Raw genomic sequence first — 21377 nt, forward strand, 5'->3', positions numbered from 1 at the left:
CGAACTCTTGGGCTATAGCTCAGCCTGCAAAAGAGGGCCGGTAAAGCAACTCGCTCGACCAGCCCTTCCACTTCTTCAAAGGCTAAACTAACGCAGCGCGCTGCCTACTTAATGTTGACCTTGACCGTGTTCGCTGCCTGTCCATCCACCGTCAACACCACGTCCGCTTCGCCGCGCCCGAGCAAGCTACGCGGAATGCGCACATTGACTTGATCGAGGCCGACCAGCCCGCCTTGCGACCCAGCGAAAGAAACCTCGGACGTCGCCCCACCGATGGTCGCCACGACCGTCGTCAGCGAATTGCGGAAACGGATACCAGTGCCGAAGAGCACCAGGAAGACCTGGTCGCTGGTGGGGCCAAGGTCAAGCGCGCGCGCGACGAACGTGGTCCCGTCGAACTGTGCGACCAACTCGGTGCTTTGCGCGCCGTCAGCCTTGACGCGCAAGGCTATCGCAGCCGGGACGCCTTGCCCGTTGGCATTGGCGGTGAACAACCCCGGCGCGACCTGGGCGATCTGCACCATTCCGGTGGCGATGCTCGCCGTCCCGCTCAAGGCGCTGACAACAGCAGGCCCTGGCAGTGTCCCCGGCGGGATTTGGTAGTTGATCTGGCCGGGCGAAACAAAGAAGAGGGGCGCGAGACGCTCGGTCCCGGCGCTGTCCTTGACCCGCACGCTGACCCCGGCAAGCAGTGTCGGCAGCGGCGTGGTGGTGGCCGCTTGGGTAGTCGCAGCCAGGCCAGCGCCAAAGGCGGCGTTGATGGATTCGGTGGCGGCTGCCGCTCCGCTGAAACTGGCGGCCGAGATGCTTGCCAGGCTCGTGGCCCGGTCATCCGCGCTGAACTTGGTAAAGAAGCCGTCGGTGCCGCTTTTGCGCGCCGCTTGCAGCGGGTTCTTGGTCGGGAAATTGGTCGAAGTGGTTTCCCCGGCCACATAAGCATTGCCTGCTGCATCAATCGCGAGGTCTATGCCCAAATCCTTGCCGCTGCCACCGAGGTAGGTCGAATAGACCAGTCCGCTGCCCGCTTGGTTTAACTTCGTCACGAACGCGTCGGTGGCCCCGCCATAGGTTGACTGTGTGGCGTTCGCACGCGGGAAGTTGGTTGAACTCGTCTCCCCGGTCACGTAAGCGTTGCCGCCCCCGTCCACCGCAACGCCGTATGCCAGATCATCGCTACTGCCACCGAGATAGGTCGAATAGACAAGGGCTGACCCCGCCGGATTTATCTTCGTGACAAAAGCATCGGTGAATGAGCTGCTGTTGCCGAGCGCCGGCTGCAAAGGATTCTTGGTAGGAAAATCGGTTGAGGTTGTATAGCCCACGACATAGGCGTTGCCGGCCTCATCCGCCCTGATGGCATAGCCCGCATCCTCACCCTTCCCCCCGAAGTAGGTGGAATAAACCAGCGCCGTGCCGTCAGCGTTGAGCTTAAAGACGACGGCGTCAACTGCGCCGCCGAACGTTGGTTGCAAGGGATTCTTGACCGCGAAGTCAGACGAGCTGGTATACCCGGTCACATAGGCGTTACCGGCCCCGTCCACAGCAATGGCGTAAGCCGCGTTGTTCCGGCTGCCGCCCAGGTAAGTGGAATAGATCAGTGCCGTGCCGACGGCGTTGAGCTTGGTGACGAAAGCGTCATAACAGAAGGGCGCATCGCTGCAAGTGGCGCCCTTAAGGCTGGCCTGCACGGGGTTCTTGGTCGGGAAATTGGTCGAACGGGTATAGCCTGCGATGTAAGCATTGCCGGCCGTATCCAGCGCCACGCTACCGGCGACATCCCCCAAACCGCCGCCAAGATATGAAGAGTAAACCAGCGCCGCACCGTTCGCATTCAGCTTGGTCACGAAAACATCGGTGACCCCGCCCAGAGTAGTCTGGAAAACGCCGGTCGTTACTGGGAAATTGGTTGATTCCGTCTCCCCAGCGACATAGACATTGCCCGCCCCATCAATGGTGATGCCATCAGGATAATCATCGCCGCTGCCGCCGAGGTAGGTGGAGTAAATCAGCGCCGTGCCAGCCGGATTGAGCTTCGCCACGAACACGTCGTCTCCCGCGCTCTTCGTCGCGCGCAAGGCATTGGCGGTCGGGAAATCGGCGGCCGCGGTATAGCCTGCCAGATAAACATTGCCGGCAGCATCCGTCACTACTTTGCTGATGCTATCGGTGCCGGTGCCGCCGAGATAGCTTGAATAGACAAGTGTGGGGTCAATCACCAACGACTTACTGTGGTCATACGCGGCGACCTCAAAACCGGCCACGCGCTTGCCCCTGAGCACGAAGCGGCCCGCGACGGGTTGGCGCGCGCCGTCGCTGTTTTGATAAATGACCGGCGTGTGCTGCCGCACTTCACCCATAGCGGTCTTAATCACCAGATCGCCGCGCGCGTCAATCCGCACCTGTTTGGCGCCCGCAAAGGCCAGTTGGATGCGGTTAGGGTCAGCGCCTGGCGCGACCACCCAGTCATATTCGAGTTGCCGCTCATTGCCGTAGTAGACCAAATCAATACCGGGGTAGACCGCCCGGCATTGCACCTTGGCGTAGTGGGCCACGTCTGTACGCCACTGCCCAGGGTTTGAGCCAGTGAAGTAATTGCTTTTGCCGGGCAGTTCTTCCAAACCCACGACCGAGGCCGCCGGATTCGCGCCCACGAACTGCATCCGCACGGCTGCGCTGGCAACCGCCCGCGCTTGCGTGCTTGCCGCGCGCACCTTCTTTTCGCGCTGGCCCGCGCCTGGTTTGATAAAGGCCAGCACCGCCTCGGTCGCGGTTAGATAGAGGTTATAGCCAACACCGCGCGCGCTAAATTTGACTTCAGCCACGCTTTGTCCTTGGTTGGCTTCAAAACTCAACGGCAACTTTCCATACGCCCCGCTCACCCGCGCGTTCGTCGCCTTAGCAGGTTGAACCAAGCTTGTGGCCGCCGCCAATGGTTGAGCGGCGCTCGCTTTACTGCCAGGGTTTGACTCAGCCCTCCGGCCCAAAGAGGGGCTGGGCAAGACCAGGCTAATGACGAAAAGCGCGCTGGTCAGCTTGGCGATTGTTTGACGCTGGTGCCAGCGGCTTGCCAAGCTCAGGGTGAGTGCGGCTGTTGTAGCGCGGCAAAATCGGTTACTGGGTAGGGTTGTTTTTTTCACGGCAATGCTCCTTTGACATTCGTCAGGCCTCCGCCTGATGATTTGGGCCAACCGTCGCAAGACGGCACAAGACTTCATGCTGTAAGGCGCAAAGCCGGGAAATCAGGGGTCATCCCGAAAATCATTTTTGACCATTGTTGCTAGTACTTCATCAACTTGAAATTGAGAGGCACCAGAACGGCGGCAACCGCCAGCGTTTTCAACTTGATGCAGCACTAGCGCAAGGGCCACCCAAGGACACATGGTTATGGCCGAGCAGAACAAGCCAACCATCAACGTAACGCAATTGCTGCGGGCCTGGCGGCAGGGCGATGAAGCGGCGATGCAGGAATTGATGTCTGTCGTCTATGCCGAATTGCGGCGGCTGGCGGCTCATTACTTGCGCGGCGAACACGCCGGACACACGTTGCAGCCGACGGCGCTGGTGCATGAAGCGTGGTTACGGCTGATCGAGATTGACCGGATCGAGTGGCAAAGCCGCGCGCATTTCTTCGGCATCGCCGCAACGTTGATGCGGCGCATTCTGGTTGATCACGCGCGCGTCAAGCGGGCCGCCAAACGCGATAGCGGCGGCGAAATGCTGTCGCTATCCGCCGCCGCAGATTTTCCCGCCCAGCCCGTGCTGGATGTGCTGGCGCTCAATGCCGCGCTCACCGAATTGGAACGGCTCGACCCGCGCCAAGGCCGCGTCGTCGAGTTGCGTTTCTTTGCCGGCTTGTCCGTCGAAGAGACCGCCGAAGTGCTGGGCATTTCGGCGAAGACCGTCAAACGCGATTGGAGCACGGCCAAACTCTGGCTGGCGCGCGCCATCGGCAACCAGCCGGGCGAATCGGCGGGACCGACGGGGCTGACGGGAAATGACTAACCCCGTGGCCTTGCCGCTGCCTACGATTCACGCCGTTCATTGCCCCAATCAGCCAGGCTCATCAACAAACTGCGCGGCGTTTTACCGCAACTTTACTAATTCGGTTTGACCAATTACGATGCCTTCTTATGCCTTTGCACGATACGCCAGCCTATGTGCTGCGCACCTTTACACTCAAGGAAGCCGACAAAATCTGCGTGTTTTTGACGCGCGCGGCGGGCAAGGTGCGCGGCGTAGCCAAGGGCGCGCGGCGTTTGCGCAGCCGTTTCGGGGCGAGTCTGGAACCGTTCACCGAGGTGCAACTCACCTATTACCAGAACGAGGCCAAAGAGTTAGTCTCGATTTCCAGTTGCGAAATCCTGCGCTCGCCCTTTGTCTCAAATGTCAGCAGCGAACGGCTGGGCGTGTGGCATTACCTGTCAGAATTGCTGCAAGAATTCGTCCCCGATCACGAACCGAACGAGGTGCTTTACCGGCTGATTGGCGCGACGGTCGAGGCGCTCGGCAAGGCTTCGGATCAACAAGCGGTGCTGCTGACACGGTACTTTGAACTCTGGTTGTTGAAGCTGGCCGGTTTTCTCGCCGACCTGCGCCGCTGCGGTCAATGCCAAACGGTTTTTACCGCCGAAGAGCGCGTCTGGCTCAACAATGAAGGCTTGCCGCGTTGTTACAACTGCGGCGCGGGCGTGGGCGACGAGTTAGCCCCGCGCACAAGGCAGTTGGTCGCCACAATGCTGGCCCAACCGCCGCACAAATTGCTGGACGCAGCACCAGATGAGCAGACACTGCTGCAACTTGGCGCGCTGACGACCAAACTCATCGCGCGCATTCTGGAACGCGAACTCAAATCATTCGAGATGCTAGACCGGTTGAAACCGGGAGAACTAGGGGCTAGGGGCTAGGGGCTGGAATTTCATCGCCAGCCCCTAGCCCCTAGCCCCTAGCCTCAAACTTTACAGGGAGATCACAAACAACGATGTCGAAGAAATATGTTTACACATTTGCCAGCGGCAAGGCCGAAGGCAATACGAATATGAAGGGCTTGCTGGGCGGCAAAGGCGCGAACCTGGCCGAGATGACCAACGCGGGTTTGCCCGTACCGCCGGGCTTCACGATTACGACCGAGGCTTGCAACGCCTATTACGCCGAGGGCGAAAAGTTCCCCACCGGCATGTGGGATGAAACGCTGGCGGCGCTCGCCAATATCGAAGCCGTCACCGGCAAGCAATTCGGCGGTGTTGAAAACCCGCTGCTCGTTTCCGTCCGTTCGGGCGCGAAATTCTCGATGCCGGGCATGATGGATACCGTGCTGAACCTCGGTTTGAATGACGAGACGCTCAATGGTTTGGCCGCGCTGACGGGCAACGAACGTTTTGCGTGGGACGCCTATCGCCGCTTCATTCAGTTGTTTGGCAAGATCGTGCTCAACATTGAATCAGAGAAGTTCGAGCACGTCTTTGAAGGCTACAAAAAGCAACTCGGCGTCAAAGAAGACACCGCCGTTGACGCCGCGACGCTGGCCAAGGTCGTCGCCGATTACAAAGTGATCGTCAAGAAAGAGACCGGCAAGGACTTCCCGACCGATCCGAAAGAGCAGTTGAAGTACGCCATCCAGGCCGTCTTCGCGTCGTGGAATGGCCGCCGCGCCAAAGACTATCGCCGCATCAACAAGATTGACGACAACCTCGGCACCGCCGTGAATGTGCAAACGATGGTCTTCGGCAACCTGGGCGAAGATTCGGGCACGGGCGTCGCCTTCACGCGTGACGTGGCGACTGGCGAACACGTCCTTTACGGCGAATACCTGCAAAACGCGCAGGGCGAAGACGTCGTCGCGGGCATCCGCACCCCGAAGAAAATCGCCCAACTGCACGAAGAAATGCCGGATATGTACAACGAGTTCGCGGCGCTCGCCACCAAGCTCGAAGGCCATTACAAAGACGTGCAGGACCTCGAATTCACCATCGAAAAAGGCAAGCTCTATATGCTGCAAACGCGCAACGCCAAGCGCACTGCGGCAGCCGCCGTCAAGATCGCGGTGGACATGGTCAACGAAGGCGCAATTGACAAGCGCACTGCCATCACCCGCGTCGAACCCGCGCAACTCGATCAATTGCTGCACCCGCGCATTGATCCGGCTGCCAAGCTGAACGTCATCACGACGGGCCTGCCCGCTTCGCCCGGCGCGGCGACCGGCACGGCGGTCTTTGATCCGGATGAAGCCGACGCGCTGGCCAAAGACGGCAAAAAAGTTATCTTGGTCCGCACCGAAACCTCGCCCGAAGACTTCCACGGCATGGTCGCGGCGCAAGCCATTTTGACGGCGCGTGGCGGTATGACTTCGCACGCTGCTGTGGTCGCGCGCGGCATGGGCAAATGCTGCGTCGCGGGCGCAGGCGATGTCGCCGTGGATTACGCCAACCAGCAATTCACCGTCGGCGACATCGTCGTCAAGAAAGGTGAATCGCTCACGCTCAACGGTTCGACCGGCGAAGTGATTCTCGGCGAAGTGCCGCTCATCAAGCCCGAAGTCAGCGGCGATTTCCGCACGCTGATGGAATGGGTCAACGAATTCCGCAAGCTCGGCGTGCGCGCCAACGCCGACACGCCGCACGATGCCGAAGTCGCGCGCGGTTTCGGCGCCGAAGGCATCGGCCTCTGCCGCACCGAACATATGTTCTTCGAAGGCACGCGTATTGACAGTGTACGCCAGATGATCCTTTCCTCCGGCGATTACAAGTCGCTCGAAACGCAGCTCGACACCGCCAAAGCCGAAGTCGAAAAAGCGAGCGGCGAAAAACTGAAAGACGCCAAGAAACGCGTCAAAAACCTGGAAAAGAAGATCGCCAAACCCAGCGCGCTTTATCGCGGCGCTTTGGCTGATCTGCTAGAACTTCAAAGGGAAGATTTCGTCGGCATCTTCCGCGCGATGGACGGCTTCCCCGTCACCATCCGCACGCTTGATCCACCGCTGCACGAATTCGTGCCGCACGACGACAAGACGCTCAAAGACCTCGCGGGCAAAATCAAAATGCCGTTCAAAGAGGCCAAGGCCAAGGTCGCATCGCTGCACGAATTCAACCCCATGCTAGGTCATCGCGGCTGCCGTCTCGGCATCATCTATCCCGAAATCACCGAAATGCAGGCGCGCGCCATCTTTGAGGCCGCCGTCATCGTGCAAAACGAAGGCAAGACGGTGAAGCCGGAAATCATGATTCCGCTCGTCGGCAACGTCGCCGAACTCAAGCTGCAAGCGGATGTCGTCCGTCGTGTCGCCGCTGAAGTCTTCGAGAAAGAAGGCGTCACGGTGGATTACCTCGTCGGCACGATGATCGAAGTTCCGCGCGCCGCGCTCACCGCCAATCAAATTGCCGAAGTCGCCGAGTTCTTCAGCTTCGGCACCAACGACCTGACGCAAATGACGATGGGCCTGAGCCGCGACGATGCCGGCAAATTCCTGCCTGCTTACGTAGACAAGAAGATTTACGCGGACGATCCCTTCCAAGTCCTCGACCAGGAAGGCGTCGGCCAACTCGTAGACATGGGCATCAAGAAAGGCCGTTCGACCAAGGCTGATCTCAAAGTCGGCATCTGCGGCGAACACGGCGGCGATCCCGAATCCGTCATCTTCTGCCACAAGGTGGGGATGAATTACGTGAGCTGCTCGCCCTATCGCGTACCCATCGCGTTGCTGGCGGCAGCACACGCGGCGATTGCGGATGAGACGGGCACGCAGGCGAGTTCGGCGACGGCCTAGTCAAAACACAATTCGCGCAAGTAGAATGCGGGTTGAAAGTCATAGCGCTTTCAACCCGCATTCGTTTTCAGAGGTAAAAAACAATGACTGTAGCGGCAAGCCGAAAACCAACCACTGATTATCTTGACGCCATTGCCCATCTACCTGAAGGCGGCACGCTGATTTTCCATCACGTGCCGTGGGCGGCTTATGAAGCCTTACTCAATGATCTCGGCGCGGGATACAAGGCTCGCATCAGCTATGACCTCGGCAGACTGGAGGTAAATATGCCAACAGCCATTCACGAACGATGGAAAGCATTTCTTGCACGCCTCATGAGTTTGTTGACGGATGAACTCGGCTTGGATCTGGAAGACCTTGGTTCGACGACCTATAAGTTTGAAGATTGGGCTGCCGGGTTGGAACCTGATGAGTGCTTTTATATTGCCAATGTAGCGAGCATTCTTGGCATTAAGCGTTTCGATCCGCAAACGCCGCCACCACCGCCGGACATTGCGGTCGAAGTTGACATCACCAGCGAATCGCTGGGCCGCTTTGCCACTTACGCCAAGCTGGGCGTGCCTGAAATCTGGCGCTGTGATGAAGGGCAACTGCAAATCTATCACCTGACCGAAGCGGGTTATGTGGAAGCCGAGAGGAGCCTGACTTTCCCTTTTCTGACCGGGGCAATTTTGTTTGAGTACCTCGAACGCAGCCTGACGGAAGGCCAAAGCGCCACCTTGCGGGCCTTCCGGCAATGGGTACAAACGCAGCCAACGACGCGGCAGTAAGAACTCGGGAGAATTTGATGGTTTTCGTCGCCGACACAATCAATTTCCGGGAGATCGTGCTGAAAGAGCCGCTGCCGCTGACCACGATTCAAAATGCCGTCATAGACTTTGTGCGCGGGCGGAAGGATGTCGTCCTGTTTGGCGCACAAGCCGTCAACGTTTACGTTAATGAACCACGTGCGACGCAAGACGTAGATTTGATGTCTACGCGAGCGGCAGACTTGGCCGAAGAGTTGCGCGCTCATTTGGCAGATCATTTTCACATTGCTGTGCGTGTGCGCGAAATCAAAGAAGGTGCAGGCTATCGCGTGTTTCAGTTGCAAAAGACCGGCAATCGGCATTTGGTAGATGTGCGCGCTGTTGCTTCATTCCCTCAATTGCAATTGCTGGATGGAATACAGGTTTTGTCACCTGCTGAATTGATTGCGAGCAAAGTCATTTCGCATTACCAGCGGCGCGGCAAATCGAAATCGTGGACGGATCGCCGCGACTTGGTTGTGCTGTTGCTGGCCTTTCCAGGACTCAAATGTGATCCCGGCCCGGTGACCGAATGCTTGAACGTCGCACAGGCTGATGCTGCGGTGTTGTCTTTGTGGCGTGAGTTGGTGGCGCAAGAGCTTTTGCCAGAAACTGAAGACGATGATTTTTGATTTCCGCCGCCTTGTGGGCAGCAAGTCCTTTTGAGCAGGAGTTATCAACTATGCCATCCAACAATCAGCGCGTCGTGGTCGTGATGCCGGCCTATAACTGCGAGGCCACGCTGTTGCAAACATACCAGGCCATTGACCGCGCCGTGGTTGACGAAGTGGTGCTGGTGGATGATGCCAGCAGCGACCGCTCGGTCGAAATCGCGCAAACCTTACCCGTGCACGTGCTGCGGCACCGGCGCAATCGTGGCTACGGCGGCAATCAGAAAACCTGTTACCGCTACGCGCTCAGTTTGGGCGCGGATGTGGTGGTGATGCTGCATCCCGATTACCAGTACTCGCCCAAACTGCTGGCCGCCATGACCAGTATGATTTCCACCGGTGTGTACGATTGCGTGCTCGGCTCACGCATTCTGGGCGTAGGCCAGATTGCCAGCGGCATGCCGCGATATAAATACATCGCCAACCGCTTCCTGACCGCCGTGCAAAATCTGCTGACGCATCACAAGCTGAGCGAATACCACACCGGCTATCGCGCCTTTTCGCGCCGGGTGCTCGAAACGATTCCTTTCGAGCGCAACAGCGACGATTTTATCTTCGACAATCAAATGCTCTGCCAGGTCATTTATGCGGGCTTTCACATCGGCGAGTTGAGTTGTCCCACCCGCTACGCGCCCGAATCGAGTTCGATCAGTTTCCGGCGCTCGGTGCAATACGGCTTGGGCGTGTTGCAAACCAGCGTGCTGACTTGTGGGGCCTTGCATGGCGTGATGAAGCCTCAGCTGTTTGCTTCCACGGAGGCCAAACACGATCCGCCTAGCCCGCAGGAAGTCGAAATCGTCAAAGTCGCCTAAAGCATTCACTGCCTGCCCGCCTGCCAAAAATGATGGAGTGATTGAGCGATCCGCCGTTGGGGTCGCAATCAATAACCAAATGCCAAACACTACGCTTACTGTCGTTTTGAAACCCCTGCGCTTTATTCTCCTACTCGCAGCGATGCTCAATGGGTTGCTGGGAGTTTGGCTGGTGCGACAGTCGTTCAGTTTTCCAGATATTTATCGAAAAGATATTTTGCAGGAGTATGTGATGGGCAAGGCTGTGCTTAACGGCAGCAATCCCTACATGCCAGTTAATGAGTTGGTCACCCGGTGGGTTGGCGAGGCCAGCCAATATAACAAGATCAAGCATCCTTCTTTACATCCACCTGTCGTGGCAGTGCTCAGCGCGCCATTGGGATGGTTGAGCTATGGGCAAGCCTCTTTTGTCTGGCTCTTGTTTGAAGTGGTGTGCCTGTTGCTCACGCTCTGTTTGCTGTTGCGGTGGGTGGGACAGCCGTTGCGCCCGTTGCTCATTGTTGCGCTGTTGCTGGTGGCGCTCGGTTTCCACGCTGTCGAAGCAGAGCTTTGGTACGGACAACTGAATGCGCTGATGCTGTTGTTATTGACGGGAAGCTGGCTAGCCTTGCGGGCCGGGCGTGCATGGTGCAGCGGCGTCTGGCTGGGTGCGGCGATTGCGCTCAAATGGATTGCCTGGCCGCTGGTGCTTTTTTTACTACTACAACGCCGCTGGAAATGCGTGGCCGCCTCAGCCGGTGTGGTCATTGCGGCGAATCTCTTGGCGTTGTTTTTTCTTGGGCCGGCGGCAATTCAGACCTATTACCTGAAGATCATTCCCATTGGCGCGTATGTCCGAACGTTTGAATTTAATCTCTCGGCCTCAGCCTTGGGGCTGCACCTCTTTTCGGAAATGGGTTGGGATCACAAGTTAGTGCCGTTGTACAACTCACCGACGTTGGCCTGGGTCTCAAGTACGCTGATTACGGTAGGGGTACTGGCGCTGGGGCTGAGAGCAGCTTTTCAAATATCAAGCCTGGACACAGCCTTCGGTCTATTGACCGGCCTGAGTGTGCTGCTCAGCCCGGCGGTCTGGTCGCATTACTTGTTACTGGCTGCGCCAGCATTGACGGTTACGGTCAGCAAACTCGCCGCACGCCAATTCCCATTGGCTCAGACAATGGGACTGGTACTACTCATGCTACAGTTGCTGACCCCTGCGAGTGCCTTACATTGGCAGTGGATCTCGGCTGGAATCATCGGCAAAACTGCTGACGGAATACCCATCATCGCCTTTTGGCCGAGTTTGCTTTTTCTGCTTCCCACTGTGTCATTGATTGGGTTGTTATGGCTGCTGTGGCGGTTGGATCGCACCAAGCCCGCTTTAGCTGCAACCGAACCAACCGGGTTTGGAACGTTGTTTCGATTTAACGGCGATTCAGAGTGACAAAACGATAATGAAACAACCCTTCCTTCCCAAGTTAACGAAGTGCGCCTTGCTCGTAATACTGAGTCTCAGTACAGGGTTGGGAATCATCGTCGTAGTCAGTTCACTGACGATGCCCCAGGTCAAAGATTTTCGCCAAGAGTATGTGTTAGCCCAAGCTATCCGGCACGGCGTCTATCCTTATCTGCCCGTTCCTGAACTGGGAAAGTTGTGGCTGCCGGGCGTAGACCTTTCCGGCTATCCGCATCCCACGCCGCATCCGGTGGTGGTGGGCTGGCTTTGTTTGCCGCTGACCTGGTTTGGCTTCGGTGCAGCGGCGCAACTTTGGTTGGTGTTTGAATTGTGCTGTCTGCTGTTGGCCGTACTTTTATGGCAGCGGCTTGCGCATGTGACGCTGGATCGTCAGCACGTTCCGCTCACAATCTGCGTCCTGCTAGGCTGGCCGCCGCTCTATGGCGAGTTATGGATCGGGCAATTAACGCTTTTGCTGCTGGTTTTATTTTTGACCGCCTGGCTGGCGCTGCGACACGGCTGGGAAAAATTGGGCGGCGCATTGTTGGGGGTGTTATTGCTGCTGAAGTTGATGGGCTGGCCGCTCTTGCTCTGGTTGCTGTGGCGGCGGCAAAGACGGCCGGTCTGGGCCGCTGCCCTGACGTGCCTCAGCGCGCATGCGCTAATCGGTCTGGTACACGGCTGGGCGCTTATTTGGGATTACTACACGCGCGTCGGCCCACTGGTCACCGCACATTACCAAACCCACGAGGACAATTTTTCGCTGTGGAGTATTGGCCCCAGGCTTTTTTCAGCCGCCCACCAGGGCAAGGGTTTTGCAGCCGCACCGCTGCTGAATGCACCGCTGCTGGCGCAGGCGTTGGCGGTGTTGTTGCCGCTGTTATTCCTGGCTGCCGCCTTGCGCTGGGCGCTACGGGTCAAGCATTTCGATTTAGGATTTGCACTCTTGTTGGCGGCGGGCGCGGTGCTCAATCCGGTCGCTTGGAGTTTTTATCTCTTGCTGGCCCTGCCAGCCTGTGACTTGCTCTTGCGCCAATTGCAAGCGCAGAGGTGGCCGCACGGGTGGACGTTCGCGACGGCGCTCACGCTGGGCGCCACCCTTATCCCACAGCCGCTTTACAGCCGGGTGGCGCTGCTTTTTGCGAGCGGCGTTGATGCGGCGGGCCGACCGGTGGTGCCGGTGTTGCCGGGGCTGGTGACATTCGTGCCTTTGGCTGCGCTCGTGCTGTTACTGGTCATGCTGGTAAAAGTGGAAAGCCAATTGGAATAGTTTTGGCTGCGTCTAAGTAGGCGTACCAACCCTGCTTTGAGCTAGCCGTCGTTGAATTAGCCAGCCACAGAACCCAACCCATGCACAGACCGAAAGCCAACACGCCACGCGTTCCAGCCAATGGCGCGGCTCGAAGCTGGCGCTCAAGGTGTGCTGGCCTACTGGCAATGCAAACAACATTAACCCGCTGCCCGCTTCGACCCGCGGCTGAATTTCGCGGCCATCCAGCCGGATGATCCAATGCGGGTAATGATAGGTTTCGAGCCGGGCGCTGACAGCCTCGGCGCAATCCAGCACGAATTCACGCCGTTGGTTGCGCAAGCTTTGGCTGACGATGCGACCGCGCCCATTCAAAATGCTAAGACTGCCGGGTTGCGTGGCGGGCGGGTAGGCATCCAATTCGGCTCCGCGTGGCCGGTAATAAATGTGATTACTGGTGTAAGCCTTGACGCGCAGGCTGTCTTCACCTTCGAACCGCGCGAGTGCGTCCATTGACAGTTTTGCGCCAGCGGGTTCGTTCATGAGTTGCAGCGTCTGAGTCGCGGTTAGCTTGGAGACGGGGCCTTGTAAACCAGCCCAGGTCAGACCGGAGTTGAGCAGCACCAACAACGCCAAGAAAAAGGTGAGCAACACGCGCGACAGCGGTTTGAACGCCAGCCAGTATGGCAATCCATCTGTGCGGGCAGCGGCAACAATCAATCCACACGCCAGCGAAACAAAGGGCAGAAAGCGCCAAGGAAATTGAATAAACGACAAACCCGGCAGCCAGCGCCACACCCAGGCCGTGACTGGCAGTGAGATGCTCAGCATAAACAATACCAGCGCCAACGCGAACCGTAACGGCAGCGCCAACCGTTGCCCCCATCGCAACAACGGCCAACAGACCAGCAAACAAAGCAGCGCTAGACCAACCTGCGCCAACGTCGCCGAACTGGCGAGTTGATTCAACAAAGCCCAGGCTTGCCGGTGCTGGCTCGCGTCAGCCGGGGCGGCAAACAGCAAATAGTCACGATAATCGTGCCGCCCAGTTTGTAACTCCACGCGCACCCAGGGCAGTTCGATCAGTTGCGGCACTAAGAAAAACGCCGTGAGCGCCACGACCAAACAGCCGCCCAAACTGAGCCGCCACACACCGCGCCAACCCGTTTGCGGCCAACAAACGAGCGTCAGCAGGGCGATGGCAATGGCACAAAGATAGGTCGTGATCACGTGTGACAGCAGCACTCCGCTCAGGCCCAGCGCCAGGGCGATCACCCCGGCACGCATCCGCTCGCCCAGCAGCAATTCATAGGCGCCGCGTAAAGCCAGCGGAACCAGGCTCAGCGCCACCGCATTCGCCAGGAAGCAGCGATTCAAGCCCAGGATCGGCAAGGCGGGCAAACCAACATAAAGCAAGGCCACCTTCAGGCTGGCGGCGTGGGAAAAGAAGGCGCGCGCGAAATAATAAGCGCTGGCTTGCGCCGCGAACACGCTCAAGGCCAAGGTGAGTTTGAGCGCCGTCAAAAGTTCCAGGTTGAACACCTTCACCCACAACAGGCTGCTGAAATAGGTGAGCGGCGGATAGAAGGTGAACAGCGCGTCGCCCCGGCCACCGTCCAACAGTCCGGCCCAACGCGGCAGCCAATTCCCCTCGGCCACACTCTGGGCATAGGCGCGCGTAATGTGGTAATGCAGCGACATATCGCCGCGCAGGCCAAATTCAGGATGCGTCACCGGCTCCCAGACCAGCAGCCCGGCCAGCAGTATCCACACAGACACCAGCAACACCGTGCGCGGGCGCGCTTGTGACCAAATCTGATTGAGCAGCGTAGCGTGATTCATATTTACCTTGGCGGAATAGGCTGGCGAGAGTGCACTTCACTTGCGGTAATGCTGTCAGGCTAATGTGCGCGGCACAAGATGCCAGCTTGCGCCCTGTCTGGCAACTGTAAAAACCCTGTCACTACTCAGCCTATCTCTGGGAGCGCAAGCGTCCGCGCCAGCCGCATAGCCACAGACGGAAAAAATGCCTTCCTGTAAAAAATCCCCGGTGATGACAACGTAGGGGCAGACCTGTGTGTCTGCCTCGGTCGCTTTTGCAGCCTTCGATGCCGTCTGCCGCCACCGGGGCAGACACACAGGTCTGCCCCTACGTTGTCACCGAAAAATTTACAGAAAGAAAAATGCTGACAGGATACCCTGCGGCAGCATTTCGTCTATTGCCACGCAGCAAGCGCGGACGCTTGCGCTCCCAGGCTAAAAGGTTGGGAATTTTCCGTTGGCTGGGCCGCCGCCAACACTACATTTTCCATCCCGGCCATAGAAATAGGCGCGGACGTGTGGGATGCCGGTGATTTATTACATCTTCCCCGAAGAATTAATAAAAACGGTTGCCAGCCTTATAGTTTTAGTGTACAGTCCGCCCCCGTTAGTAACAAGCTTCCTTACGCCCCGTTTGAACTTGTTACTTTTTGCAAGTCGCAACGATTGCGAAAAACTCGAACCGATAAGTTGTTCGTGTGGTGTTAGTGCCAACTGGAATGGGTTAACTCGCGCTTCTTGGCCTTGGCGAGTTAGGATGCACCTCAACTTCATCACTTTCCCTTATTAACTTTCCCCGTCACTGGTGCCGTTTTGGGGATATTGTCTGTCAGTACCTTTGGGTGTGCTTAAGTGCGGTTTTTTCCCTGAAAATCCACGAGCATTGCGCCTTTCCACCTTCTGCTGACGATGATTTCGAGAGCGTGCTGTAATAGTTCTCGCTCCTGAAGCGCCTACGCGTAACGAATTCCTGTAACTCAAAAACGTCCCGGCAAACTGTTCCGTTTTTGCCAGTTATTCTTTCGTTACCAATCCAGAACTCAAAGTTACCCTGATACTAACAGGGTGCTTGTTGTTTTTGATGGCAAACGCTCGCGCGCTTGCGTTGCCGTAGGCTTACCCGACTGATTGACCAGCCTATTTCCGGGCTGCTCCGCTTGGTTGTCACAGCCTTTTTGGTAACAAGACGCGTCGGCGAGTTAGTCGAGGTGTATCTAGTTATCATCATCTCATCATTACCCCCCTGCTTTATTCATAATCTCGATAACGCTATCTCTAACAATTTCGCCGCTTGTCCCTGTTTTTTAGTCCTTGGACGTTACTTTATTGCAAACGAATGTTCACGGCAGGCAAGCGATCTTTAACCACTATTTACCTTAGTGCTCACACTAGCGCTAGAAGGGGCCACAGAAACCATGAATACGATCAAGAACTTTCTGAAAGACGAGTCCGGCCTTGAGCTTTCCGAGTATGCAGTTGCAACCGCGCTAGTGGTGGCGGCACTGGTTACGGCCTTTACTGACTTGGGAAGCGGAATTAGGGCGCGGATCGTCGCGCTGACTGGCGTCATTACCAGCATCAGTTAATTTTTTTGTTTTCACGATTCCCTACTTTGTCCCTGTTTGTTTGTCTTTGGGCATTACTTAATCGCAAGTGGTGTTTGAGGCAAGCAAATTGAACCTAACAATCATTCAACTTAGAAAGGACCACAGACACCATGAACATGATCAAGAATTTCCTGAACGACGAATCCGGCCTTGAGCTTTCCGAATACGCGGTTGCCACCGCGCTAGTCGTGGCGGCACTCGTCACGGCCTTTACCCAATTGGGAAGCGGGATCAAGGGCCGCCTCACTGCGCTGACTGGCGTCATTACCAGCATCAGCTAACCCTTTTTTGTTGCCAGTTCCAGCAGGAGTGCGATTGATTCATTCGCACTCCTGCGTCTTTGATCTGAGATAGAAGAAAATGCCAAGTCTGCTCATCTTACAAACTGCCTTGTGTTGCATTACGGCAATCCTGGTTGGCTATTTTGATATTCGCTATCGGCGCATTCCTAACAAGTTAGTGTTACCCCTACTGTTGAGCGGCTTGTTATTGGGGCTTGTCTTTGCGGGCACAGCGGGATTGATCGCCAGCTTGCAAGGATTGTTACTGGGCTTTGGCTTGATGTTTTTGCTGCACCTGTTTGGCGCGCTGGGCGCGGGTGACGTCAAGTTATTCGCTGCACTGGGCGCAGTGCTGGGCGTGCAATTGGTCTTGCCGACCTTTGTGATCGCCGTGCTGACGGGCGGCGTGCTGGCAGTGGCTTCGATGCTGTATGCGGGTACGGCACGCGTAACCAGCGAACGTGTGTTGCTGATTCTTGGCGGGCTGGTTATGGGGAGCGTGCCGCGCTTCCCCGTGCCGGACGACAAACGGCAAACGCTGCCTTATGGCGTCGCCATCACGGTGGGCAGTTTGCTTTCGCTGCTGTGGCATAACGTATCAATGAACTAACGGCGCGCCCCTGGGAGCGCAGGCATCCTTGATACCGCTGGGATACCGCTGGGATACCGCTGGTGAATGCGCCAAGTTGTCCGACAAGCTGCCAGCTTGTCGTGGTCGTGGCTGGCGAACATTGGGTTTAACGGCCAGGCATCCGACAAGCTGGCAGCCTGTCGGACATTCGCCAGCACTATCATCATTGCCTGCTGTCAAAGAAAGCCGCGTAGCTTCCTTCTCCCAGTCTCCGGGTCTACGCAAGGTGCGGAAAACGGAACGCTGTGCGGCGTTTCTTTTGGCAGGCAAGGATGCCTGCGCTCCCCGGGGAAACACCGAGTTATTTACTGGCAGAAAAATTCCCCACAGGACAAATGCTATGAAAAATAAAGCCCCCTATCTGGTGCTCATTGGCGCGATCCTGTTCGGCTTGCTGGCGTCGGTTTCAGTGACCAATTACCTGGCCAATGCGCGTGGTACTAACAAGCAGAACACCATCGTCGTGGCCAGCATGGAAATTCCGTTGGGCAGCAAAATCCTGGCCGAACAATTGACCACGGTGCAGATGCCCCAGGGCGCGACGCCCGAAGGCACGTTTAGCGAAGTGGCCAAAGTCGTCGGGCGCGTCGCCGCCACGCGCATCGCAGCGCGCGAAACGGTAATCAATGCGCGCCTCGCGCCGGTGGGTGCAGCGGCGGGCTTATCGGCCATCATCCCTGAAGGCCACCGGGCGATGACCGTCAAGGTGGATGACGATTCGGGCATGTCGGGCTTTGTGCTGCCGGGGACGTATGTAGATGTCGCGGCGGTGATCAATCTGGCCAGCACCGGCGGCGGCACGATTTCGAAAATCATCCTGCAAAACATCAAGGTACTGGCCAATGGTGACAACCTGGACGAACCCACCGACAAGCGCGACGCCCAAAAGGCCCGCACCGTGACCTTGCTGGTCATGCCCGACCAGGCCGAAAAACTATTACTGGCCTCGACCGATGGCCGGTTGCGGCTGGTGATGCGTAATGGCGCAGATCAAAACAATCAGCCGACACAAGGGGCCAACGTGCGTTCGTTGTTGACGGGCGAGGGCGGCCTGTCAGCGGCCAATTACGCCGCGCTGGCCGGCCTGCAACCCGCCACCAGTCCCACACCAACGGCTCCGCCAGCGGCCTCCGCGCGCCAAATCAAACGGCTGGCCCATATCACGGCGATTGTGCCGGACTTTAACAATGCCGTCCCCAAACCCGCGCCCGCGCCGTCCCGCCCGCCGGTTGAATTTTTTGAAGGCACCAAAAAACGTTCGGTTGAATTTCCGGACCGTTAGGCTGTTTCCTCTCCCCACCCATCAGCCGCGCAAGCTAAAAGGAGAATCGTTCTTATGCCGACAAGTCATCCCCTAATCACATCGCGCCGTTGGCGGCGCTGCCAAAGATTCTTGCTGCTGGCCGCGTTTTGGTGCGCGGCCATTGCCGTTTCTGTGCACGCGCAAGAGACCATCATCAAAACCTCGTTTGCCAATCCGCCCAAAGAACCGATTCCGGTGTATGTGCTGACGGGCCAATCCATGGTGGTAAAATTCGATCAGGATTTCGGGCGTGTGGCGGCCTCGAACCTGGACTTTGCCGAGGCCGTGCTCGTCGCGCCCGATCAAATCGTGATCAACGGCAAAGCCTCGGGGCGCGCGCGCATTACGGTCTGGTCGCGCAACAGCGAGGTCTTGATCTTTATTGACGTGGATGTGCGCGTGAATCTGGCCCAGATAGATTCGCAAGTGCGCGCGCTCTTTCCCAAAGACGACATCCGCCTCAGCCAGGCCAACGGCTCGGTGGTGATTTCGGGCAGCGCCGAACCCAAGGTCGTACAACAGGTCGAACAGGTCGTGCAAGCCGCCGGTTTCAAGACGGTCAATCTGCTGGCGCAGCCCGTCCAAAACACCGCGCAGGTGCAATTGCAGGTGCGCGTGGCCGAAGTCTCGCGCAACAAACTGAGCGAGTATTCGTTTTCGCCCGCTTACCAATCTTCACCGGGCACGGGCGGGTTTTCCAATACCGGCACTGGCCCTTATTCCGTGACGGCGATTGATCAAGGCAACATTATCGGCACGGTCGCCAACAACCTGAATCTGTTTATCATGGGGCAAAACGTCTTCGCGTTTTTACGGGCGCTGCAATCGCAGGGCGCATTGCGCGCGCTGGCCGAACCCAATCTGATTGCGATGAGCGGGCAAACGGCCAGCTTTTTGGCGGGCGGCGAAATCCCCGTCCCGCTCGTCACCGGCGCGGGCGGCAACTCGGCGGTGTCAATTCAATGGAAAGAATATGGCGTGCGCCTCAATTTCAAGCCGACGATCATTGACGAACAGCACATCAAGCTGGAACTCGAACCCGAAGTCTCCACGCTCGATTATGCCAATGCAGCGCGGCTGAGCGGCTTTTTGATCCCGGCCTTGCGTGTGCGCCGCGCCAAAACCGGTATCGAGTTGCAAGACGGACAAAGTTTCGGTATCGCCGGTTTGCTCGATAACAACGAAACCAAGTCGTTGGGCAAATTGCCGGTCATCGGCGATGTGCCGATTCTGGGCAATCTGTTCAAATCGAAATCGTTTCAACGCAACGAGACGGAATTGATCTTTATCGTGACGGCCAAACTGAGCAAACCGCTCAACCCCGACGCCGTGCCGCGTCTCAAGGAAGTGGATGGCTTGCGCGACGGTTCGCCGCTGGGCATCGAACAACCGAAGTCGGACAAGTCAGATAAGACGGATGGCGCCGCCAGCGAAACCGCCGCGCCTCCCGCCGAAACCGCAACGCCAACTCCGGCAACGCCAACTCCGGCAACGCCAACGAATGAAGAGACCAAACCCAAGCTGCCAGTCGCGCCGGAACCGGCCAAAGTGGCTGACTTAACGCTGCCCTTGCCGCTCTTCAAGTTTGAAAAATTGCACTGGGTCTTAACGCCGCCGCCCGACATCAAACTCGGCGCGGCGCGCGCGTTGTCGGCAGAATTGAATTTCGTTTTGCCCACTGCCCCCGTGGTCAAACAGGAGCCATAAATGTGTAGGGCAGGTTGAGAACCTGCCCTGCACGCAACTTACAGGGCGGGATGAGAACCTGCCCTACCCCTTGCTTGAGGAGTTTTCTTTATGCGGATCATAAGCCCAGCAACCGCGCGACACCGCCTTGATCAACGCGGCTCGATCCTCGGCGTGTCGGCGATTGCCATCCTCGCCATTTTGGGCGTCGTCGGTCTCGCCGTGGACATCAGCCACATGTATCTGGTCCTCGCCGAATTGCAAAATGCGGCAGATGCGGCCGCCTTGGCGGGTGCGTCAGGCTTGAACGGCGGTCAGGAGGGCATTCAGACGGCGATTGACCGCGCCAGCGCCGCGATGAATAAGTACGAGTTCAATAAAACGGCGGTGGGTTTAGCAGAGGCCAATGTTACTTTCGCCGCCAATCTGGCGGATTTTGGCACGGGCAATGAAAAGACGACCAAGGCTGCCGCGCAAGCCGCCGCCGCCACCATGAAATTCGTCAAGGTGAGCGTCCCGGCGAAAACCGTTTCAACCGTCGTCGCCAAAGCGTTTATGCAACTCGCGGCAGGCGGCGGCAGCGTGCCAGCTTTTACCGTCGGGCCGTCGGCCATTGCGGGTCAATCAGTGGAACTCAGCTTCCCCTGCAACTATGCACCCCTGGCAATCGTCTATGACGGCACAAAGGATTTACCGGTCAAGCCCGGCACGACTTGTGCGAATCAAAAACAATTTACGCGCGGTTGCGTTTACGTACTCACCTGGTCGGCCTCCAACAGCAAAAACCTGAATGCGGGTGAATATGTGATTCTGAATCCCACCACGACGCGCGCGACTGATTTGCGCGCCCGGATGGCGATTGGCGCTGACGGCTGTGCCCAAACCAGCACGACGCAAGCTTTGGATACCGGCGCGGCTTCCGGGCAAGTGCGGCAAGGGCTGAATACGCGGCTTGACGATTACCAAAGTTCGGGCGTGGACCCGGTGCAATTTCCGCCTGACCTCAATGTGAAAACGAGTATCGGCTATGGCCAATACAAAGACGCCCTACCCGGCAGCGCGAATTTTACGGCGCCGACGCACACGGGCTTTCCCAATCGGCGCGTGCTGGTGATGGCGATGGTCCAGGCTAGCAGCTTTGTCAAAAACACGTCGGTGACGATCAGTTCATTTGGCGCCTTCTTTATGCGCGTCATGGTGCCCAACGGCGGCGCTGATCTCGAGGTCGAATACATCGGCGACAGCGTCGTCCTCGGTAACGGCGGTTACACTATCGGCAGCGGACATCTCGCGGGCCTCACCGTGCCTGTGTTATATCGCTAAACGGAAGC

Annotated in this window: 16 protein-coding genes; 14 read left to right on the plus strand and 2 right to left on the minus strand. The window is 57.6% G+C overall.

Going from position 1 to position 21377, the window contains the following annotated elements:
- Positions 1–104: 104 nt before the first annotated feature.
- Entirely contained in the window at positions 105–2822 is a 2718-nt protein-coding gene (locus HY011_25600) for an SBBP repeat-containing protein (GenBank protein ID MBI3426319.1), read from the minus strand.
- A gap of 562 nt (positions 2823–3384) precedes the next feature.
- Between HY011_25600 and HY011_25605 the strand changes: the two genes are divergently transcribed.
- The 8 genes from HY011_25605 to HY011_25640 all read left to right on the plus strand — a co-directional run bounded on the left by HY011_25605 (position 3385) and on the right by HY011_25640 (position 12738).
- Positions 3385–4002 carry a sigma-70 family RNA polymerase sigma factor gene (locus HY011_25605; GenBank protein ID MBI3426320.1) on the plus strand — a complete coding sequence of 206 codons (618 nt, stop codon included), beginning with the start codon at positions 3385–3387 and terminating at the stop codon, positions 4000–4002.
- Between the two features lie 128 nt (positions 4003–4130).
- Positions 4131–4904 (plus strand): DNA repair protein RecO, encoded by a 774-nt coding sequence (gene recO, locus HY011_25610; protein ID MBI3426321.1) that lies wholly within the window; start codon positions 4131–4133, stop codon positions 4902–4904.
- Positions 4905–4978: 74 nt separating this feature from the next.
- Positions 4979–7759 (plus strand): pyruvate, phosphate dikinase, encoded by a 2781-nt coding sequence (locus HY011_25615; GenBank protein MBI3426322.1) that lies wholly within the window; start codon positions 4979–4981, stop codon positions 7757–7759.
- A gap of 83 nt (positions 7760–7842) precedes the next feature.
- On the plus strand, positions 7843–8529 hold the full coding sequence (locus HY011_25620) for a Uma2 family endonuclease (GenBank protein ID MBI3426323.1): 687 nt from the start codon (positions 7843–7845) through the stop codon (positions 8527–8529).
- 17 nt (positions 8530–8546) lie between these two features.
- Positions 8547–9179, plus strand: coding sequence for a hypothetical protein (locus HY011_25625; protein ID MBI3426324.1), 633 nt, complete (start codon positions 8547–8549; stop codon positions 9177–9179).
- An 83-nt stretch (positions 9180–9262) separates the two neighbouring features.
- Positions 9263–10030, plus strand: coding sequence for a glycosyltransferase family 2 protein (locus tag HY011_25630; protein ID MBI3426325.1), 768 nt, complete (start codon positions 9263–9265; stop codon positions 10028–10030).
- Positions 10031–10067: 37 nt separating this feature from the next.
- The gene (locus HY011_25635) at positions 10068–11456 is read left to right on the plus strand and encodes a DUF2029 domain-containing protein (protein MBI3426326.1); all 1389 of its coding nucleotides are present in this window, start codon (positions 10068–10070) and stop codon (positions 11454–11456) included.
- A 49-nt stretch (positions 11457–11505) separates the two neighbouring features.
- Positions 11506–12738 carry a DUF2029 domain-containing protein gene (locus HY011_25640; GenBank protein MBI3426327.1) on the plus strand — a complete coding sequence of 411 codons (1233 nt, stop codon included), beginning with the start codon at positions 11506–11508 and terminating at the stop codon, positions 12736–12738.
- 12 nt (positions 12739–12750) lie between these two features.
- On the opposite strand, the gene HY011_25645 is transcribed toward HY011_25640, so the two are convergent.
- Positions 12751–14559 carry a hypothetical protein gene (locus tag HY011_25645; protein ID MBI3426328.1) on the minus strand — a complete coding sequence of 603 codons (1809 nt, stop codon included), beginning with the start codon at positions 14557–14559 and terminating at the stop codon, positions 12751–12753.
- 1394 nt (positions 14560–15953) lie between these two features.
- Between HY011_25645 and HY011_25650 the strand changes: the two genes are divergently transcribed.
- The 6 genes from HY011_25650 (at position 15954) to HY011_25675 (ending at position 21369) form a co-directional block, all read left to right on the plus strand.
- Entirely contained in the window at positions 15954–16124 is a 171-nt protein-coding gene (locus tag HY011_25650; GenBank protein ID MBI3426329.1) for a Flp family type IVb pilin, read from the plus strand.
- Between the two features lie 131 nt (positions 16125–16255).
- A complete protein-coding gene (locus HY011_25655) occupies positions 16256–16426 on the plus strand; it encodes a Flp family type IVb pilin (GenBank protein MBI3426330.1) in 171 nt (56 codons plus the stop codon).
- Positions 16427–16505: 79 nt separating this feature from the next.
- Positions 16506–17036, plus strand: a complete 531-nt coding sequence (locus tag HY011_25660) for a prepilin peptidase (protein MBI3426331.1) — start codon at positions 16506–16508, stop codon at positions 17034–17036.
- A gap of 361 nt (positions 17037–17397) precedes the next feature.
- Entirely contained in the window at positions 17398–18339 is a 942-nt protein-coding gene (gene cpaB, locus HY011_25665; GenBank protein ID MBI3426332.1) for a Flp pilus assembly protein CpaB, read from the plus strand.
- A 54-nt stretch (positions 18340–18393) separates the two neighbouring features.
- Positions 18394–20067, plus strand: a complete 1674-nt coding sequence (locus HY011_25670; protein MBI3426333.1) for a type II and III secretion system protein family protein — start codon at positions 18394–18396, stop codon at positions 20065–20067.
- Between the two features lie 90 nt (positions 20068–20157).
- On the plus strand, positions 20158–21369 hold the full coding sequence (locus tag HY011_25675) for a hypothetical protein (GenBank protein MBI3426334.1): 1212 nt from the start codon (positions 20158–20160) through the stop codon (positions 21367–21369).
- Positions 21370–21377 lie beyond the last annotated feature (8 nt).

Source organism: Acidobacteriota bacterium, assembly GCA_016196035.1.
Lineage (GTDB): Bacteria > Acidobacteriota > Blastocatellia > RBC074 > RBC074 > JACPYM01.

What these genes read in the sequence shown, in the direction of transcription:
- HY011_25655 (MBI3426330.1), top strand. Translation starts at nt 16,256, where the DNA reads ATGAACATGATCAAGAATTTCCTGAACGACGAATCCGGCCTTGAGCTT.
- HY011_25660 (MBI3426331.1), top strand. Translation starts at nt 16,506, where the DNA reads ATGCCAAGTCTGCTCATCTTACAAACTGCCTTGTGTTGCATTACGGCA.
- HY011_25645 (MBI3426328.1), bottom strand. Translation starts at nt 14,559, where the DNA reads ATGAATCACGCTACGCTGCTCAATCAGATTTGGTCACAAGCGCGCCCG.
- HY011_25630 (MBI3426325.1), top strand. Translation starts at nt 9,263, where the DNA reads ATGCCGGCCTATAACTGCGAGGCCACGCTGTTGCAAACATACCAGGCC.
- cpaB (MBI3426332.1), top strand. Translation starts at nt 17,398, where the DNA reads ATGAAAAATAAAGCCCCCTATCTGGTGCTCATTGGCGCGATCCTGTTC.
- HY011_25675 (MBI3426334.1), top strand. Translation starts at nt 20,158, where the DNA reads ATGCGGATCATAAGCCCAGCAACCGCGCGACACCGCCTTGATCAACGC.
- HY011_25615 (MBI3426322.1), top strand. Translation starts at nt 4,979, where the DNA reads ATGTCGAAGAAATATGTTTACACATTTGCCAGCGGCAAGGCCGAAGGC.
- HY011_25620 (MBI3426323.1), top strand. Translation starts at nt 7,843, where the DNA reads ATGACTGTAGCGGCAAGCCGAAAACCAACCACTGATTATCTTGACGCC.
- HY011_25650 (MBI3426329.1), top strand. Translation starts at nt 15,954, where the DNA reads ATGAATACGATCAAGAACTTTCTGAAAGACGAGTCCGGCCTTGAGCTT.
- HY011_25605 (MBI3426320.1), top strand. Translation starts at nt 3,385, where the DNA reads ATGGCCGAGCAGAACAAGCCAACCATCAACGTAACGCAATTGCTGCGG.
- HY011_25670 (MBI3426333.1), top strand. Translation starts at nt 18,394, where the DNA reads ATGCCGACAAGTCATCCCCTAATCACATCGCGCCGTTGGCGGCGCTGC.
- recO (MBI3426321.1), top strand. Translation starts at nt 4,131, where the DNA reads ATGCCTTTGCACGATACGCCAGCCTATGTGCTGCGCACCTTTACACTC.
- HY011_25625 (MBI3426324.1), top strand. Translation starts at nt 8,547, where the DNA reads ATGGTTTTCGTCGCCGACACAATCAATTTCCGGGAGATCGTGCTGAAA.